Here is a 17,984-nt window from a genome sequence, read left to right on the forward strand (position 1 = left end):
CCGCCGGCGAACAACGCGCCGGCGGCAAATGGCGAGAGGCTGACGCCGGCGGCGCCGGCCAGGCGCATGAGGATTGCGACGATCCAGCTCATGCGTGTTTCCCCGCGCGATAGTCAGCGAGGCGGCGCCGCTCGAGCGTGTCGGCGACAAACCAGACCAGGACGCCGACGCCGGCGACGACGACCAGCGCGACGACGCCGATCACGATCGCGTCGATAGCCGTCGACGACAGGCCGAGGCCGCCGACCGCGTCCTTTGCAGCCGAGACCTGCGTCGCCTTGTCAGTGATCCAGGTCAGCACGCCGGCGCCGCCGAGGCCTGACGCACCGCCGAAGACCTTGCCGGCCCATCCCTTGGCGCGATCGGTCAGCGCGATGGTCTGCGAGCCCTCGTCGCGCAGATCCTCGACGGTTGCAGTTGCCCGCGTCTCGGCCACCTGGCGCGGCGCCTGCGGCTTGCCGAGCTCGGCGATCAGCTGGTCGTCGATGTCAGGCGTCAGCGGCAGGCCGCGCGCGTTGCGATAGGCCAGGATCATTCCCTCGGTCCGACCCTGCGGCGATTGCTCGCCGTCGACTTGGCCGACGTCGTAATAGCCGAGCTCGCGCAGCCGCCGCTGGACATAGGCGACGGCGTCCGGATCAACCGGCGCCGGCGTCGCCGCGAGCTTCGCATGCTCATGCGGATGCGACGTGGCGAGGCCATGCTCGAAAAGCGCCGCCTCGTCGTCGCGGCGGATGCGCAGGCCCTTTTCGTCAGGCCAGAGCCGTTTCATCGATCGAATCAGGCCAGGAATCTTGGCGAGCTCGCCGCTGCCGATCGCCGCCTTGATCTGCCGCATCTCCGACCAGCGCGGCCCCGGCTTGTTGAAGCCAGAGGCATCGCGGTTAAAGGCGATCGAGAGGACGACGCCGACGCAATCCGGCGAGAGCTCGTCGAGACCAGGCAGCAGCCGCCGGCAGATCGCCAGATAACGCGGGATGTCATGGTCCGAGAACACCTCGAGCGCGACGTCCCACGGGATATCGATCATTCCCCGCGTCTTGCGACAATAGGCGGCAGCCTTGTCGCCGCGCAGGCCGGCAGCGCCGACCAGGACCTTAAGCATTGCGTCGTTCACGCGCCCGCGCCAATCGGCGCGGATCTGCGCTGCGGTTTGCGTTCCGAAATCGTACCCGATCGCGCCGGTCGGCCCCGAGTTGTCGCTCGGGTGCTCGAGGACGGCCCGGTAACGCTTGTTATAGAACGCCTCGCTGGTGACCTCGGCGCTGACGATCAAGTCAAACGCCGCGCGGGAGATCCCATGCAAATCGATAGCGCTCGCAGAAATGACTGCGCTGGTCATCGTGATAGTCCTTTTGTGATGGAAAGGAGGAGCGCGGCCCGGTCAGACCAGGGCGTTTGCGCGAATGAGGAGCAAGTCGACTTGCGCGTCAGAGAGGCCGAGCGCAGTAATCATGCGTTGCACCAAAGGATCTGTACGCCGGAGCTCGGTCGCGAGATCCCATTCCTCCTGGACGGCCGCGTCCGCCGCGATCGCGGCCCTGACGATCGCCCAACTGCCGAGCTCGTCGTAAGCCCGTTTCAGTCCGAGCTTGGTGCAGGAGGCCGGCACCGGCGCCGGCGACGCAAGGAACGCGACGACGGTCGGATCATCGTCGGCAACCTCCTCGAGCGCCAGGTCAGGCTGCTCGCAGCGAAACCATCCGACAATCGCGCCTGCACTGTTTCGTTCTACAAATCCCATACGATCAACCCTCCAATGGATCAAACCAGCCGCGCGTAAAGCAACGATACGTGGTGTTGGCTGTGGTCGATCGCGCGCAAATCTGCGCCGACGTGTTCGTCCACACGCGCAAATCGGCGACGTTACCGGATGTCACGGTCGTTACTTCCAAACCGTTGCCGCCGACACCGTAGCCAGGCCCGTTGTCGGTTATGCCGACTTCGTGCGTCCACCACATTGTATTTTGCGCCGTGCTCCACCCGATGATGTTGACGAGCGCTAACACCTGAATCCCGGAAGGAACGCTTGCCAGTGCGAACGTCGTCAGCGTCGGTCCAAGAGTGGTCGTGCCATAGTCCATCGCCGAACCGGGCCAAAAGAATTCCCGACCGCGTTGCAAGAGCTGCGAGAAAAGGCCGCCGGAATTGTACCAAACCGCTCCGATACGCCGGAACAACGTGTATCCGTTTGGCAACCACGGCGCGGTCGCGCTTTTCGACATGAGAATGTCGACTGAGCCACTACCTGTTGGATTCCTGATTACGAAGACATGGTAGAAGCCGTTGGCAAGCGCGCCGGTGTCGAGACAACCTTGATTGTTGCCAGCCGCAAACGCCGCGCTGGTTTTGGTCAGTCCAGCGCTGAGGATAATCATATCTGCCGCGTTTCGGTCGCAGGCAACGCCAGGACTGACGCTAAACGACGAAACCGCACCCGGCGAAGTGATCTTGAGGCCGGACAGATAGCCAGCAAGCACACCAGGGACGCCAAGATTGACTAGCGCCGCAGGCTTGTTCGTCAGCTCCGAGAGGTTGAGACTGGACGTCAGATCACCCGCGCCGGGCTGACCGACGCGGTTGAAATTCCAATCTCCAAAGGTGCCGGCGCCGCCGGTCTTGTCGACCGTCATGGTGATGATCTGCGCCGCAGGATCGTAGAGGCAAACACCCTCCATCCAGTTGGTAGGCGAGCCATTTGACGATGCACGCAGGCGAACGCCGTTCTGGTAGGAAAAGCCTGTAACGGCCGAGAACACTCTCGTTCCGACGCCGATCGCGAGCGCGGTGCCGCTGGCCGCCTCCGTCGCGCTCTGACTAATGAGCAGCCATTTGCCTGCGGCAAGGTCGGTTGCAAAATTCCCCGACAGATGCGGAACGATACACACATAGAGGTTTTTGTTGATCGGATGCACGACGACCGACGCCGGCGGCGCGGCGACGTAATTCGTCCCCGTCGCCCAGGTCGTCGCGTTGCTCCACGGCACGGCGCCGGTATCGCCCTTGTCGCCCTTGGCCGCCAAAACCTGCCAGTAATTCGCATCCGGCGCAGGATGCCCCGATCCCGGCGCCGGGTTGATCCAGACATAGGACGTTCCCGCGGTCGTCTGCACGTCTCCGACCGAATAGACGGCCGCGTTGTCGTAGGCCCCGCGAAAGCTGAAGCCCTTGTAGATCCCGAGATAGGTCCAGACGCCGGCGGCATGAACCCACATTTTCCCGGTCGTCGGCTGCAGCGCATACTGGCCGTCCGAGCCGAGCGAGGGATCAGGCGCCGCGAGCGACACGTCGACGAACCAAAAGAAGCCGGTCGTATTCAGCGCCGCGACGAGCGCCGAAACATCGGCCATTGCCTGCGCGCCGGCGATGCGCTGCTGCGATACTTTCCAGACGACATAGGCGACGCCGGCCTGCGCGCCGCCGCCCCATGGCGGGATGACGAGATGCGTCGGATCAGTGACGTCCGTGATGATCGTCTGAAAATTGCCGATCTGCAGGATATCGCCAGGCCGCACGTTGGTCCCGGACCAGATCGTTCCGACGCCAGTGACGGCCGTCCCGTTCGCCGCGACGGAGATCGTCCCGGTTGAATAGCTAGTGATCGCCGTCATCGGCTACGGTCCTTCCTGCAAAAAGATGCGAGACGTCGCCGGCGGCGACGCCGCCGCATCGGCCTCGGCCTGGATCGCCTCGAGCTCGGCGACCGTCTTGGCCGCGCGCGTTCGGACGACCATGGATCGCCGCTTGTTTTCCTTGGTCATCAGCTCATCCGGCTTTGCCAGGATCGTCTGCGCCAGCGCCTGCGGCGTGACGCCCTCGACGGCCGCCGCCGCGGCGAATTCGGCGGACGGCTCGGCGCCGGCCGCGACGGCCGCGGCCAGCGTGCGCTTGCGATCGTGCGCGATGTCGTGGCCGTCGACCATGTAACGCTGGTTGACGGTCGCCTCGACGCGCTTCCGCTTGACCTCGACAACGCTCACCCTCATGGCGCGATCGCCTCGACGTCCAGCCGCTTGGCACGATACGGATGCGCCGGCACGACAAAAATCGAGTAGCTGCCTGGATGATCGACCGCGAACTCGAGCCTTCCATCGGCCACATGCTCGGTGTGAACCAACGCGCCGTCTAGCGCGACGGTCGCATCGAACTCCGCCGGCGAAACCGTGAGCTCGAGCAGATCCTCGCCGTCTGCCTTGACCGACCGGAGCTCGCCGGAGATCTCGACGTCGAGTTTCGGCACTATCTGGCCGTCCTTCACCCAGGCGTCGGCGATGTCGACCTCGCCGTCATAGAGAATGTGCGGGATGCCCATCTCCGCGTATCGCTCCGACAGCACGTCCATTCCAATCTCGACCTGCAGCGTGACCGCCGTAATCAAGCCGTTGTCGTCATGCCGCACGATCACTTGCGGCCTGCTCGCCGGCGCCGGATCTTCGACAACGGACGGCGCCGCGGCGGTCGCCTGCCCGTCAACGCCGGCTGGCATGTAGCCAGCGACAGCCCAAGCCGCGTCGAGCGTTACCCCCGTCATCCTGCGATCCTCCTGAAAAGTGCGTAGTACAGCCGGCCGACCTGGTTGCCGAACTTGAACCGGAACTGCAGCGACGAGGTCGTGACCTGCGCATAGTTCCAATAGTCGGAGCTGTTGCCGCGGAAATTGGTAAAGCCCAGATACTGAGTGCCAGGGCTAAGCGTGATGTTTGTGTCAGTGTAGCCGGCCAGGAACGGCACGGCGTCAAGCGTCGACGGAAAGAAGAACGTTGCGACGGAGTCTTGCGAACTATCGAGGATGCCAGAGGCGTAGAACTGATGCCCCGACCAGCGTGAATCGAAAACCATCTGGTCGATATTCGCCGCCGTAACGTCGACGCCCGGCAGGCTTACGCTCATTGCGGCGCCGGCGCCGGACTGGATCAAAACACGCTTGACCATCAGAGTCCGAGGCTCCGATGAAAGATCATGTAATCCACGTAAAAGTTATAATCCGCATTGCTGTTGTTGATCGTGATTTTGTCGTTTGAGAACTTGAGGCCGATCCCGACCTCATAGGTCAGGATGCCGCTGACCGTGATGTCGCGCGCAGCCATGCCCTGGTTGTAGGGGTACGCGACCACGCCGCCGTCGATATAGGCCTCGAACCAGACATAGGGCGTTCTGGTGAACGTTGCCGGATAGGGAATGTTCTGGTCGCCGCTGTTGATCGGCAGATAGATCGACCCCGACATGACGATCTGGTCATTCTTGGTTTCCGATCGCAGCAAAAAGTCGGCATTGCTCGAGGTCGACAGCACGTCGACGCCAGGCCGCGACAGCCAGACGCCATAGGCACCTAAAAACGAATTCAGGCCCGCGTGAAAGCGCCGCGCCATCACCAGACCTGCCAGGCGATATAATAGAGGTTGACGCCCGTTCCCATGACGCGCGAGCGCCTGTATTGCCAATCGTCCGAGATCAGAAAGCCATCCCTGTAGAGGATCGGCACCCAGCTCGAGCGCTGGTAAGCGATGCTCGAATTCGCATCCCGGCAAACCATCGCCTTCGAGTACAGCGCAACACCAGCTGAGATGCTATAAGCGACGATGTCGATCGCCGGCGGATGCGGATAAGTCGTCGAGTAAAAGACCTTGCCGCCGCCAAACACGACGCTCGGAAACAGCCCGACCTCGAGCGGCCTGCCCTGGTTCAGACGAGAATCCAGCGACAGGTATTTGTAGTCGACGGCCGGCGGATTCTCGGCGTCATAGCCCGGCTTTGAAACCGTGACGCGGTCCACGGCGATATAGATGCGCTTGGTCACGAGTCGGAAATCGTGATCGTGCCGGCCGTCAGGTTGATGACCATCAGGCCTGACGTGCTTTGAATGACGCCTGCCGTCAGCGTGCCGACGTTGGCCGTGATCGCGCTCAACACCCCGATATTCATCATGCGCGCCGTCAGGACGCCGTCGAGGTACATATTCGCCGTGATGCCGATCGAGGCGACGCCGCCGATCGTGCCGATCGTAAAGACCGACTTCGGCACGTTGCCATTGTAACCCGGCAGCTGGATCTGGAACTTGTCCGCGACGACCGTAAAGGCCGACGCACCAGATCCGCCGTTGACCAGCTGAATTCCGGTCACATAGCCGTTGACGTTGAGCGTCAGCGACCAGGCCGCGGCGGCGTATCCGTCGAGCTGCGCGATCGCCGTCGACTGCTCAGTGATCGAGGCATTGACGTCGCCGAATTGTGCAGAAACCGACGTGCTGAGATCCGCGACGGCCTGCTGCGCGTCGACCGCGACGGTCTGGACCGTCGCGATCTGGGCGAACGCCGCCCCGACGCGGGCTGTCATTTCCGCCTTGATCGACTTTTTGTCGAGCCAGTTGCGCGCGTCCTGGTTGGCAATAGCCGCTGTAGTCGCCTGCAGCGCGGCATTGATCTCGTCGTTATTCTGGCTCTCGATATCCGTGACCTGTTTTTTCAAGGCCGCGTTGAAGGACTCGAGCGTGACCATCCCAGGCGACAGCTTGACCGTCGGCGCCTCGAGGTCGACGGTCGAATAGGCGCCGCGCATGGTCGCATTGACCGCCTGGACACGGAGGCGGACCGCCGCCAGGCTGACGACCGTATCGAATTGGTTTTCGGCCGCCTCATAGACCTGCGTCCAATTCTTGCCCTCGTCATAGGAGACGCCGGCGACGTAGTAGATCGCGCCTGCGGTCGGAAACCAGCTCGCGAACAGCCGCGGCTCGGCCGTGCCCTGGCTGATGTAGGCATTGAGGCCGAACACCAGCGGGACCTTGTCGTTTGACGGATACTGCGCGCTCGGCAGCACCGGCGGATTGCCGAGATCCGTCGCATGAACCCGCTGGTCATCAACCACCATGTTGACCGTGAACTGGTCGCCATTCGGCGAGCCATCCAGGACCACGCACAGGCGCGATTGGCTCACGCCCGTGCCGAGGTCAAACGACGGATACTCCGCACCATCCTCGCGCGCCAGGACGACGGCCAGCGTCGTCGCCTGCGCGGCCTGCGCGGCTGCCAGGCTCGCCGCATCAAGAACGGCATGCCCGTCGTCGACGCCGCGGCTGCAAAGGACCGGACCAAAGAATTTTCCGTTAGGCTTCCGCAGGCGGATATAGAACGGCCCGCTATCCCAGATCGGCGCCGGGTTGAGCGCCAGCGTCGCGCCGGCGACGCCGACGACGGCGCCACCATAGCCATAATTTTCCGGCAGGTCGGATTGCACCCGGACCACAGATCCGCGCGTGATCGCCCTGCCCTCATACTCCGAGCCGAGCGCGACGTTTTCGCGCCGATAGATCGATTGCAGATAGTAGAACGCGCATTCCCGGAACGCCTGGTCACGGTTGACGATGCCGTCGACACGCTTGGTCTCGGCATTGACCGACGTGAATGCGTCGCTGTCCGGCGGATACTGCACCTGCGCCGGCCTCCAGGTCTGCTCGTCGACATACTCGACCACGACGGCGTCGGGATCTTCCTCGCCCAGCATGGTGAAACTGACCTGCATCGAATCCCGCACGATCTCGCGATCGGTCAGGAGCATGGTCGGCACGTCGCGCCACTCGTCGCGGACGATCGACACGGTATCGCCGAGCCAGAAATGCTGCGCTCGCGACGGCGCCAGGATCTTGTTTAGGGCATCAGGCACGGCGACGGCCGTCGCAAAGCGATAATCGAACGTGTCGCCGCGCGCATCGCAGCCGGCCGCATGATTTACAACGGCATTGAAATCGACCTTGGCGATCGAGAGGCCCGAGCCATACTGCCCGCTGGTGACGGCGTCGAGAAACGCCCAAGCCGGGTTACGGGTCGCCTGCGTCACGAAGGCCGCGCCGTTCCAAACCGGGACCTTGCGCGTGCCGAGGACGCCGAACTTATAGGAGCCCTGCGTCGACTGCGACGCCTTCAACCGGATCGCGATCGTCGAGACGTCAGCAAACGAATTGTTGCCCTTTAGGAACGACCGCAGGCCGGCCCAGAGCACGGAGTTACTGCCGGCAGTGCCGGCGAGCTCGGCATCCTCGCGGCGAAAGCGGACCAGGTAGCGGCCAGGCGCAACGTCGACCTTGACGCTGTCACGGACCGGCGCCTGCGAGGCGTACTGCCGCACGATAGAGAACAGCGGATTAAACGGCCCGGTCTGCGCGCCGGCGTTGTCGCAGGTTGCATATTCAGCGGTCAGGCCGACGTTAGAATAGCCGATAGAGCCATCCTTGCCGTTGACCGTGTAGCAGCCGGCCGCAAAGACGAAATCGACCGCGAGCGATTGCGCCAGCGTTCCCGCCGGGTTGGCCGCGAACGGTCCAATCCAGGCGCCAGGCGTGCGCGCCGAGGCACCGAACGGAAGGCCGTTTGAATCATACTGGCCGCCCGACGTTCCAGATCCCGAGGGAAGCTGCTGGCCGCTGACCTCGGCCGACTGGTCCACGTTGGTCGGAAACAGCGTGACCGGGCTGCCAGGCTCATAGAACGCGATCTGCGCATCGCTGAAAGCCGCCGCGATCCCGTTGGTCGCGTCCCAAAACACGGTATCGTCGATATAGACGGCCTCGTATTGCATGCTGCCCATGGTCGGCGACAGCAGCACATTGAGATATTGATCGTTGGCAACGAACTCGCCCCAGGGCGTCGCCGCAAAATCCGGATAGTCCTTCACGCGGCCATACCAGACCGGTAAAGGCTGGCCGAGCTTGGCGACATTGCCCTGCGCGGCGACCGAGTAAATCTGGTCCTGCGTTGCGGTCGGCGTATTGGTCGCGCCGGCCTTCGGCGCAACCAGGGCGTTGACCAGGAGCGAGCCGCCGATGCCGATCGCGGCCGTCGTCGCGAGCGCGCCAAACGTGCCGGCGCCGAACAGCGCAGGCCCGGCCCAGATCGCGAAGGCCGAGACCGCGACGAGCGCGACCAGACCGATGATCTGTTTGGCAGCGTTGCCGCCGCCCTGGCCGCCGAGCGGATAGGACGTGAAGCGAACCGCGTCGGCCGGCCCGATGCGCCGCGACTGCCAATCCCTGCGCAGCACGGCCTCGCCGTTGATCTCGAGCACGGTCGGCAGGCCTTTCTTGAACTGCCAGCCGAAATCCCGATCGCGCACGGCCCAGCCCGTGCGGCGCAGGAAGGCCGCGACGGTTTCCCGCGGCCGCGGCTCGGCGCGGTCGACCTCGAGGCCAGGCATCACCAGATGCAGCACCGGCTGACGCGCGGCGTCGCTGCGCCGCTCGCGACGAGCTCGCGGACGCTCCGGCGAGCTCGCCTGCGGCTTGGGCAATCGCTTCACAGATCCGTGCATGTCACCGGCTCAAAGAACATGAGGTTTTTCCAACCCACCTGGCGCAGAGCCAGGACGGTTTCGCAGGCAACGCCCGCGTGGCTATCGCAGTGGATCACCCGGCCCTCCTGGCGCAGCCAAACGCCGATATGCGCGGGAAACCGCGCGTGGGCCATCAGGGCCAGCGCGCCGTCAGCGGCCATCACCAGTCCGCTAGGACCGTCCGGCACCTGGCGCCAGCGCGCGCGCTCCGGATGGCCGGCGAACTCCTCGAGCACCCAGCGCCGGCTGAAATCAGCCGGCACCGAGATTTGTGGCAGCATCCGGCCGAACAGCTCGCGCTGCACATGGCAGGCGAAATCCCAGCAGTTGCGAGCCTGCCACGCCCACGGCTCGCCGATCAGCGGTGCGAGGAATTCGGATCGCGTCACGGCAGCAGGCTCGGAAACTGGATATAGTCGTAATTCCGTGTGAGGCGCGGAAACCGCTTGTTCTGCAGATTTTTGACCATGACCGTTCCGGTCAGCGATGCCCCGACCATCTGGACGCTGCGCAGCTCGAATTCGATTGGCCCATAGGCCGGCTCGGTCAGGTCGCTGCCGAGATATTCGCGATACAGGACCTGAATATATTCGCGCGTCCCCTGCGCCGCGCGGATCTTCGGCACCAGCTCGCGATTGACGTTGTCGATCTTGATCGTCGTCGACGGCGGCTGGCCTTCCTTTTGCTCCGGATAGGCGGCCTCGAAAGGACATGCGATAAAGGTCACGGTCTCGCCGCCGTTGCGCGGCGCGCCGACCTCGAGCCCAAAGGTCATATCGTCGCCGACATTGGCGACAACCCGCGCCGGCTGGTCGAATGACGACTGCCAGAGCTCGAGCGTGTAATAGATCCGCGCGCTAGGCGGACAGGAGGCATAGGCCTCGATCAGCGCTTCATTGTGCGTCGGCATGGCTAGACGTCGTAAACACGCAAGGTCATCCGGACGTCGACCTGGTCCGGATTCGGCCAGCTCGCGACCAGGCTGGTCCCCGGCTTGACGAACTGGCAGACCTTGTTCGCGAGAGACGTGCCGAGCCAAACATCAATGGTGAAACGCGCCGTTCCGAGGTTGAGCGTCGTCTTTACCCACTCGACAAACGTATCGTAGTCGGCCGCATAGAAACGAACCGTCTGCGTCACCGCGCCGACATTGTCGCCAGGCCGCGGCCGTTGCCGGACGTTGCCCTGCTCCATGTCGGTCGCGATCGGATCGCGCATGCGCTGCAGGCCGAACCCGTCTTTGAGGATGACGGCGTTTGCAATTGGGAATGCCGGCAAAGCCATTGTTTACTGCCCCGTGAACGGTTTCAGGCCGTACTGGCCGCCGAGGACACGCCGGCCGGTCCCAGTCGACAGCGAGTCGCCGACCGCGCCGTCGACCATCTTGCGCAGCGTTACAGTGATGTCGCCGTTCGGCGCCTGCTCGACCGCCGGCGACGCATCCGTGTAATTGTTGATCGTGACCTGCGGCGATCGGCCGCCGCCGGCGCTGGCGCCGAGCGCAGCCATCTGGCCCGGCGTAAAGACGCCCTCGCCGCGCTGCGCGATGATCGGGACCTCGTTTCCTGCGATGCCGCCCGTGTGGAAACGCGGCGCGTCGTCAAAATAGGCGCCGTGGACGTAGCGCATTGACGTCGGCTCCGAGCCGATGATGCCGCCCGTGTGATAGAGCCCGCCGATACCGCCGCTAAAGCCCGTCGACGACGTTGCGCCCCCGCCGATACCGCCGAACGAAAAGCCGCCGAGGCCAGACGATGCCATCTGCAGCGACCGCATCAGCGGCTCGACGATCGTGATCTTGATAATCATCTGCTCGATCGCCTTGACGATCGCATTCGACATGTCGGTAAAACCCTGCCCGGCCGACTTGGCGCCGGTCGTGATGTCGGTCAGGCCGTTGACCAGGTCGCCCTCGATCGAGGACGAGATCCCCTTAAAGGCGCTGTTGGTGCGGATCGCCGCCGCATAGCTGCTGTCCAAAGCCGCCGGCACGTCGTTCCCATAGATACCCTTGAGCTGCGAGGCGATCGCAACATCGTCGGACGACAGGAACGCCGTCTTGCTGTTGAAATCGATCTGCGAGCCCACCTTGGCCCGCGCCAGAGCGTCGGCAGCGGCAGCGGCTCGATCGCGCAGCTCGGCGAACCGCGCGGTCTGCGCGGCGGTTTCCTTGCCGCCATTGGCCTGGACCGCGGACGTCTCGGCGGCCGTCGCGCGGAAAGCGGCGAGCGCGGCATCGCCCAGCCCGACCGCCCTCGTATCGGCCTCCTGAACCTCGGTATGCTTGCGCAGTGAGTTGATCGCCCGATCTACCGGATCTTCCGCCGTGTCTTTGCTCGCGACGTTGGACCGCGAACCGAATTGCAGGCCAGTCAGGCCTGCCTGCATCGACTTGAGCGATGCCGCCTGGTTCTGCCAGGCCCAATCGCTTTGCGCCGTGCTCGTGTCAGTGATCGAGGCGCCCGTGCCGGCGTACCATTTGACCTCATCCGGTGAGAGAGATCTAAATTTCGCTAACGGCTGGTTGGCAGCTACGACGCCGAGCAGCTTGACCCAACCGTCCCACAGCGAGCCCGCATTCGAGAGCTCGTCAACCGCCTGCTTGGCTTCCGGCGTGATATCGATCCTAAGCCCGACCGTTTGATCCGCGTTGGGACCGCCGACGCTGTTAGACAAGGCGGTGAGCTGCTCGTTTGCTGCCTTCTCGATCGAGTCACGGTCCAGCGACTTGAAGAATTTCGCCGCCCGCTCGATCAGATCATCCATGACCGGCAGCAGGCTCGCCGCCGCCTCTTTCATGTAGAGCGACCATTCCACCGAGCTCTTGCGCCACTCCGCATCAAAATCTGCGGCCCGTTTAACAGTCTCGTCGTCGATAACGGCGCCGGCGGCCTGCGCCTGGTTGCCGAGATCCGCCATTGCGCCGGCGCTTGCTGCAGCAGCGGCACCCATTCCTTGGTAAAGCCGAGCATCTGCGCGATCGCGGTCGCATCCTGCGGATTGCGCGCGCGGCTGACCAGGTCGGCCGAGATCTGCAGCAGCTGATTCTGGCTAATCAGCTGCCCGTTTGCATTGCGCAGGCTGATGCCGTTCGCGTCGAACTCTTTCGACAGCGAATTAGCATTGCGCTGCGCATCGTTGAGCAGCTGCGAGGATTTCTCTAGCCCCGCGTTGACCTGGCTCTCGGTCAGGCCGGCGATCTGGCCGCCGAACTGGATACCCTGCAAATCCTTGAGCGACAGGCCGACACGGTCGGCGAGCGTTCCCATATCGGCCAGCGACTTGTTAAAACTGACGATATAGTCCAGCGCCTTATTGACCGTGGCAGCAGCAGCCACGCGCCGGCGCCGAGCGCGATCAGACCGACGTTAAAATCGGTCGCCGCGTCCGTGCCGCGCTGCGCTGCGCCGGCGGCGCTATCCATCGCCCGCTCGTAATCGGATGCGCCCTGCGTGTTCGCATCGATGACGAGCTCGGTCACGACCTGGTCGGCCATCACTCCTCCGTTTGCAGCTTTGAGTAATCGACCAGATAGAGATCATCGAGCATTTCGAGGATCTCGAGCTCCCAGGGAGCCAGGTCGGTTTGCGTCCGACGCAGGAAAGCGTCGATGTCCTGCCATTCGATCGGCGACAGCGCGAAACCGTTGCCGCCCTTGCGCCGGCGCAGCCGGTCATAGATCCGCCAGAGGTAACTCAGCGCCCGCGGAATCGGCGGGACCGTTAGGATCGCTTCCCGCTCGGCCTTGCGCTTCGGATCTCGCGTGCGCTGGACCAGGCCCTCGAGGACCTGGCGATAGGTCTCGCCGGCATCGCCGGCCCTCGAGGACAGCAGAAAGCTGCGCTCGGCGAATGCCCTCAAGTCTGACTTGAGGGCCTCGTAAAAGCCCGCTCGCTCGTCAGATAGTCGGTCACCTGGACGAAAAAGCTGCCGAGCTCCGGCCGCAGGAACAGCTCGACGGCGTTCTCGATCGAGAACGGGATCGGATCGGGCGAAACGATCTTGAACGTCGGATTTGGCGACCATCCGACGATCCGCCGGCAGACCTTGGTCACGTTCTGCCGGCGCCGATCGGCGACGGTCTCATCCTCGGTTTTCCACTTGCGGCCGTTGACCTGCGCGAACTCGATCGCCTTTTCCTTCTCGATCGCGTCGCGGGTCGATTCATTGTTGAGCGCAATTGTCTGCGGATGCGCGGGACCGGCGAGATCGATCGCCCAGCCGATCGGCGTATCCGTTCCGGGCTTGCGGATCTGCAGCCGGAACGTGTCGACGGGCAAATGGGCGGAGAGGTCGAGGGTTGCAGTTGATTCAGTCATTGTCGGTTGCCTTTTGTCGGAAAGGTTGGCCGCAGGGTCCGACAACCCTGCGGCCGGTTCTCGCGAGAACATTCCATCGGCCTATGGTCGGCGCCGATCACTCAGACGCTACGCTGCAGTGGTCTGGAACGAGATCATGCTGTTATTGCCGGTCGCCGAGGAATCGATGCCGACCAGCGCCGGCGGGACCGTGATCGTCTGCGTGCGCCCGCCGCCCTGCTTGGACAGCGCCGAGGGATCGACGCCGCCGAGCGTGAAATTCGGCACCGTGATCGACATGAAGTCTTTCGGCTCGCTCATATTGTCGACGGCCAGGATGTTGAGCGAATACTGCGTTTCGGCGACGAAATCGGCGAGCAGCTGCAGATCTTTGCGCAGCATGGTCAGGTTGAGCCCAACCCGCAGCGGCCCCGTGAACACGTCAGGCGCATATTTGATGTTGCCGGAGCCGAACGTATCCGGCGCGGTCGGCTGGATATCGAGCGACACATCGAAAGAGGTCAGCTCGACCAGGTCGACGCCGCCGAGGCGGATCGTCGCGTCGACAACAGCGAACGGCGTCCCCGGCGCCGCCGCCGGGTTGGTGAAGTATGCGGCATCGAGCGGCCGGATCTTGCCGGTCCCGATGCCGCCCGGATCGAACGTGATGATCCCATTCGGCGCCATCGAAAATTTGCCCGTGCCCCAGACGAAATCGTCGAGGACGGTCGCCTTGCCGATGTCACTCTCGAATTCCTCGAGCCCGAAATAGCGCCGGACCAGCGCCGCCGGGTTGGTCAACCGCTTGCCCGGCCGCGTGATCGTGCAATTCGTATCTGGCGTAGCGTTGACGGTCAGCGTCTCCGGCACCGTGATCTTGGTCGACGAGAGCGCCGAGATCCGCAAATTGCGGCCGTTGTTGCCGGCGTCTGGCAGATTGGCCGCGCGGATGATATCGCCGACCTTGAAACCCATGTCGATCGGCGAGCCGGTTTCAAAAACGATGCCGTCCGCGACCGTCGTCAATCCAGTGAAATCGGCCTGCGTCTTGCTAAACGGGGTCGCATCCCAAGTGCCGCGCATGATCGCCTCGACGATCGCGTCATGAGATCCGAGCCACATTTCCGCGTTGTAGCTCGACGAGGTTTTCTGCGTGCCGTGACGGCCGCGGATCGACATGCCGTCGTTACGGATCGTCTGCGATTCCGTAGCGGCTTTCGACAGCTTGGCGCCCGGACCGCCGGAGATCGGCAGGACGGTAGCGCCAGCGCCGCCGGCAGCGATCTGGCCGAGACCGGCCTGCGCCTTATAGGCGATGCGGCCAGCGGAATTGCTTTGATAGACCATTGCGATCAGTCTCCTGTTTGGATCAGCCGATGAAAAAGAACTGGAACGGAATCACGACGACGGCGCCGAACCAGTTGCCGTCGTCGGATGCGCTATCGCCGCCCTGGACGGTCGGCCCTTCGCCGTTCTCGCCCCAGCAGCGCACACATGCGCCAGGCTCGGCGTTGTAGAACGTCGCATCCTTGAACAGGTCGCCCGCCTGGCCGGCGAGCGCGAGATGCGCGGCGAACCCGTAGCCCTTCGGCACAAACACATGCACGAAGATGTTGCCGGTTATCAGCCAGGTCTGGTTGCCCGGCGTGCCGACGCCGCGCTTTCGCCGCAGCGTCTCGATCACCTCGAAATAGCACCAGGGCTGCCCCTGCGGCGGCCAGGGCAGCTGCGGCGGATCTTCATTCTGGAACGAGCTCGGCGCGGCGTTGAAGCCAGCTTCATAGCGCGCGCGCATCGCTGCGACGGCGCCGGCATAGTCAGCCATGGGATAACCTCCAGCGTGCGCGGATCTCGAGGGCCGGCTGACGCACCAGCCAGGCCTGCCGCGCCTTGTCGGACATGCGGCGCCGGCCGGCCTTGATCTGCCTGGAAAACGCGGCATATGCCGCGATATCGCCGAACCGGACCGGCATGAAGGTGAACTTGACCGCGGCGCGGTTGCCGTATCGCGCGGCGACGATCAGCGCGGTCTCTTGATAGATCTTCGGCGCGACCTTCATTTTCATCCGGCCGATCTCGATCTTGCGGGCGTAAGGGACCGGGTTGGAAATGTTGATCTGGTCACCGCGCCGGAACGCCGAAACGTCGCTGACGACATGGCCATTTAGAAAAACCATGTGGCTGTCACGGTAGAGACCAGGATGCGGATCTCCGACCGAACCGACCGGCGAGCGCTGCCGCAGTGTCTCGAGCGCGAAATCGACGACGTCCTGCATCGCCAGATATCGGAAAACGATGCGCATCAACTGTCGACCGAGGCGATCTCGTCATGCGGCCCGGTGACAATCTCCTCGACCTCGGTCGGAACGAGATCGTTGAGCGCGTGGTCGGCCTGTTCCTGGTTGATCCGATCGAGCATCTTTTTGCGCGCTTTCAACAGCGCCCGCTCTTTTGCCTCCTGAAACGCCTTGCGAGCATTGAGGCCGGCCAGGTCGCCCGTGATGACAAATCGGGCTTCCTCGCTGGTCGAGATGCCATTGCGCGCGGCGTCGAGCTTTCGCTGATAGTCGGCCTCGTCAAACACCTTGCCCATCAGCCCCGGACCTGCAGCTCGAATGCGATGACCTGCCCCTGCATCCGCCTCGTCGCGTCGTCGACGCCCTTGATGCTGACCTCGCGCCGGCGATCACCAGGAAATCGCGATCCGTCAGCGGCAGCATGGTCGACAAGGCCACCTTGCCCGCCGGCACCGGCGCCGAGGGATCATTCAACAGGATGACATGCCGATCGCCCTGCCGGATCTCGCCGACGAGCTCGGCCGGCTGATAGCCCTTCACCTTCGCCAGGACGGCCGCCTCTTTCGCGACCGCGCGCGCCGGCCCGACGCCGGCGTAACGGCGGACCAGGACGGTCTCGCCGTTCTCCTCGAGCGCGCGGATATGCTGGTCTAGGGACTCGTCCGACGTCACTGGCCGTCAACCTTGCTGGTGATGACCTGGCCGACCTCGGAGCCGCTCGAGCCGGCCTCGCCATCGTTTGGGGCGCCGTTGTCCCCCGCGACCATGCTGCGCAGCACCTGACCAAGCTGCGCCGACTCGTTCTCGAGCTGGCCGACGTGCCCCTGCAGCGCGGTATGCTGCTCGTCGATCGCATCCATGACCTGGTCATAGCGCTTGCCCGTGAAGGCGATTCCCTCCTCGAGCTTCTTTGCCCGCGCCAGGCGCGAGCGCATGCCGGCGAGCTCGATCGGCCGTTTGATATCGATCATGTCGATTCCCTCCAGGATCTGCGGATGCCGCTCGAGCAGCTCGAGCCGCAATTTCAGATGCGCGATCGCGACCAGCGCCGTGACGCGGTCCATCGCAGGCTCATTTTGCGCGGATGCGCAGCTTGACGACGCGCTCGAGCTGCTGCCCGGTCGCGGTCTCGATCCGGTTTGTGATGCTGTAAACCCTGCCGAGCTCGCCGCCGGTCAGCATCACCAGCGCAGCGATCGCCGAACTGCTCGAGGCGCTCGCGACGATCCCCTGCGGCAGCACATAGCTCGAGGTCTTGATGCCGTCCGCCGGCGTCACGTCCTCGCCGGCCGCCAGGCGCGCGAGCTCGGCCGCCGAGAGCAGGACGTCGGACCAATCGAAACCGCGCTCGACGACCTCCTCCGGCGCCTTGGCAGGCCAGAACAGCAGCGTCCGCGCGTTGCGCGGCGCCTTGAGGATGCGATCGGCCATCACCAGACCTCCGAAAGCATCAGCAGCGTGACCGCGTCAGGGATCAGCGTTTTGACGTCCGGCGACAGCTGCCAGGCCTTGTCGCTGACGCCTATGACGAGATCGCGCACCAGGGCGGGATTTGTCTCGCCGACGCTGTAGAGATGCCGGATCTGCAGCATGACGCAGGTTTTGACGACCGCCGGCAGGTCGTCGATATCCTCGTACCCGGCGTCGAATTCGATGACGATCGGCTCCGGCGCATGCGAGAAGGCGAGCGGCCAGGACATGCCGAATTTCGGAAAGATGCGCACGCTATCGCCGGCGGTTTGCACGACATAAGTCGCCGGATCGAGCGTCTGCTGCGTCTCGGTCGCCCAATCGACATACTTGATCGAATGGACTGCATCATGCGTGACCGGCGCGATCGGGATCTCGATCACAGGACGCCAGCACGGCAGCACCCATTGGAACGTCCGCGGCACAAATGCGCGCTGGACCAAGGCCTCACAGTGCCCCGTCGCCGCGCCGATCAGGCCGGAGATCAGAGCGTCGTTTTTCGTGCTCGAGACGCGCAGCTGCGCCTTGGCCTCGTCGAGAGTGACGGGATAGCCCGCCGAACGCTGAGAGATGCGGAGCATGTCGGGAAGCCCTGCCG

23 protein-coding genes are annotated in these 17,984 nt (G+C 64.0%); all 23 read right to left on the reverse strand.

All coding sequences use genetic code 11. The features are described 5' to 3' along the window. Window positions 1-88 precede the first annotated feature (88 nt). Window positions 89-1,342 (reverse strand): hypothetical protein, encoded by a 1,254-nt coding sequence (locus ALC15_RS23550; protein WP_050629322.1) that lies wholly within the window; start codon window positions 1,340-1,342, stop codon window positions 89-91. 42 nt (window positions 1,343-1,384) lie between these two features. Beyond that, complete coding sequence (locus ALC15_RS23555) at window positions 1,385-1,744, reverse strand: hypothetical protein (protein WP_050629323.1); 360 nt, start codon at window positions 1,742-1,744, stop codon at window positions 1,385-1,387. A gap of 4 nt (window positions 1,745-1,748) precedes the next feature. After that, window positions 1,749-3,611, reverse strand: coding sequence for a hypothetical protein (locus tag ALC15_RS23560; RefSeq protein WP_050629324.1), 1,863 nt, complete (start codon window positions 3,609-3,611; stop codon window positions 1,749-1,751). Between the two features lie 3 nt (window positions 3,612-3,614). Beyond that, window positions 3,615-3,986, reverse strand: coding sequence for a hypothetical protein (locus tag ALC15_RS23565; protein WP_050629325.1), 372 nt, complete (start codon window positions 3,984-3,986; stop codon window positions 3,615-3,617). Next, on the reverse strand, window positions 3,983-4,531 hold the full coding sequence (locus ALC15_RS23570) for a hypothetical protein (protein WP_050629326.1): 549 nt from the start codon (window positions 4,529-4,531) through the stop codon (window positions 3,983-3,985). Before ALC15_RS23570 ends, ALC15_RS23565 begins: the two co-directional genes overlap by 4 nt. After that, window positions 4,528-4,932, reverse strand: a complete 405-nt coding sequence (locus tag ALC15_RS23575; protein WP_050629327.1) for a hypothetical protein — start codon at window positions 4,930-4,932, stop codon at window positions 4,528-4,530. Before ALC15_RS23575 ends, ALC15_RS23570 begins: the two co-directional genes overlap by 4 nt. Next, a complete protein-coding gene (locus ALC15_RS23580) occupies window positions 4,932-5,369 on the reverse strand; it encodes a hypothetical protein (RefSeq protein WP_050629328.1) in 438 nt (145 codons plus the stop codon). Before ALC15_RS23580 ends, ALC15_RS23575 begins: the two co-directional genes overlap by 1 nt. Next, entirely contained in the window at window positions 5,369-5,797 is a 429-nt protein-coding gene (locus ALC15_RS23585) for a hypothetical protein (RefSeq protein WP_050629329.1), read from the reverse strand. The genes ALC15_RS23580 and ALC15_RS23585 overlap by 1 nt, the downstream gene beginning before the upstream one ends. Next, entirely contained in the window at window positions 5,794-9,300 is a 3,507-nt protein-coding gene (locus ALC15_RS23590; protein ID WP_094194058.1) for a host specificity factor TipJ family phage tail protein, read from the reverse strand. Before ALC15_RS23590 ends, ALC15_RS23585 begins: the two co-directional genes overlap by 4 nt. Next, complete coding sequence (locus tag ALC15_RS23595) at window positions 9,285-9,710, reverse strand: hypothetical protein (RefSeq protein ID WP_050629331.1); 426 nt, start codon at window positions 9,708-9,710, stop codon at window positions 9,285-9,287. Before ALC15_RS23595 ends, ALC15_RS23590 begins: the two co-directional genes overlap by 16 nt. Continuing rightward, on the reverse strand, window positions 9,707-10,231 hold the full coding sequence (locus tag ALC15_RS23600; protein ID WP_050629332.1) for a DUF1833 family protein: 525 nt from the start codon (window positions 10,229-10,231) through the stop codon (window positions 9,707-9,709). Before ALC15_RS23600 ends, ALC15_RS23595 begins: the two co-directional genes overlap by 4 nt. 2 nt (window positions 10,232-10,233) lie before the next feature. Continuing rightward, window positions 10,234-10,605: a hypothetical protein gene (locus ALC15_RS23605; RefSeq protein WP_050629333.1), complete on the reverse strand. Its 372-nt coding sequence runs from the start codon at window positions 10,603-10,605 to the stop codon at window positions 10,234-10,236. A gap of 3 nt (window positions 10,606-10,608) precedes the next feature. Next, a complete protein-coding gene (locus tag ALC15_RS23610; protein ID WP_210168601.1) occupies window positions 10,609-12,240 on the reverse strand; it encodes a hypothetical protein in 1,632 nt (543 codons plus the stop codon). Between the two features lie 576 nt (window positions 12,241-12,816). After that, window positions 12,817-13,182, reverse strand: coding sequence for a phage tail assembly chaperone (locus ALC15_RS23620; RefSeq protein WP_050629336.1), 366 nt, complete (start codon window positions 13,180-13,182; stop codon window positions 12,817-12,819). Next, a complete protein-coding gene (locus tag ALC15_RS23625; protein WP_128089570.1) occupies window positions 13,179-13,640 on the reverse strand; it encodes a hypothetical protein in 462 nt (153 codons plus the stop codon). Before ALC15_RS23625 ends, ALC15_RS23620 begins: the two co-directional genes overlap by 4 nt. Window positions 13,641-13,748: 108 nt before the next feature. Continuing rightward, window positions 13,749-14,966, reverse strand: a complete 1,218-nt coding sequence (locus ALC15_RS23630) for a phage tail tube protein (protein WP_050629338.1) — start codon at window positions 14,964-14,966, stop codon at window positions 13,749-13,751. Between the two features lie 22 nt (window positions 14,967-14,988). Beyond that, the gene (locus tag ALC15_RS23635; protein WP_050629339.1) at window positions 14,989-15,444 is read right to left on the reverse strand and encodes a hypothetical protein; all 456 of its coding nucleotides are present in this window, start codon (window positions 15,442-15,444) and stop codon (window positions 14,989-14,991) included. Further along, window positions 15,437-15,922, reverse strand: a complete 486-nt coding sequence (locus tag ALC15_RS23640) for a hypothetical protein (protein ID WP_050629340.1) — start codon at window positions 15,920-15,922, stop codon at window positions 15,437-15,439. The genes ALC15_RS23635 and ALC15_RS23640 overlap by 8 nt, the downstream gene beginning before the upstream one ends. After that, window positions 15,922-16,212, reverse strand: a complete 291-nt coding sequence (locus ALC15_RS23645; RefSeq protein WP_050629341.1) for a hypothetical protein — start codon at window positions 16,210-16,212, stop codon at window positions 15,922-15,924. The genes ALC15_RS23640 and ALC15_RS23645 overlap by 1 nt, the downstream gene beginning before the upstream one ends. Beyond that, the gene (locus ALC15_RS23650) at window positions 16,196-16,588 is read right to left on the reverse strand and encodes a hypothetical protein (protein ID WP_244486227.1); all 393 of its coding nucleotides are present in this window, start codon (window positions 16,586-16,588) and stop codon (window positions 16,196-16,198) included. Before ALC15_RS23650 ends, ALC15_RS23645 begins: the two co-directional genes overlap by 17 nt. Beyond that, the gene (locus tag ALC15_RS23655; RefSeq protein WP_050629342.1) at window positions 16,585-16,980 is read right to left on the reverse strand and encodes a hypothetical protein; all 396 of its coding nucleotides are present in this window, start codon (window positions 16,978-16,980) and stop codon (window positions 16,585-16,587) included. The genes ALC15_RS23650 and ALC15_RS23655 overlap by 4 nt, the downstream gene beginning before the upstream one ends. A gap of 7 nt (window positions 16,981-16,987) precedes the next feature. After that, window positions 16,988-17,347: a phage fiber-tail adaptor protein gene (locus ALC15_RS23660; protein WP_050629343.1), complete on the reverse strand. Its 360-nt coding sequence runs from the start codon at window positions 17,345-17,347 to the stop codon at window positions 16,988-16,990. Beyond that, on the reverse strand, window positions 17,347-17,967 hold the full coding sequence (locus tag ALC15_RS23665; protein WP_050629344.1) for a head-tail connector protein: 621 nt from the start codon (window positions 17,965-17,967) through the stop codon (window positions 17,347-17,349). The genes ALC15_RS23660 and ALC15_RS23665 overlap by 1 nt, the downstream gene beginning before the upstream one ends. Window positions 17,968-17,984 lie beyond the last annotated feature (17 nt).

The organism is Bradyrhizobium viridifuturi (assembly GCF_001238275.1).
Classification (GTDB): Bacteria; Pseudomonadota; Alphaproteobacteria; order Rhizobiales; family Xanthobacteraceae; genus Bradyrhizobium; species Bradyrhizobium viridifuturi.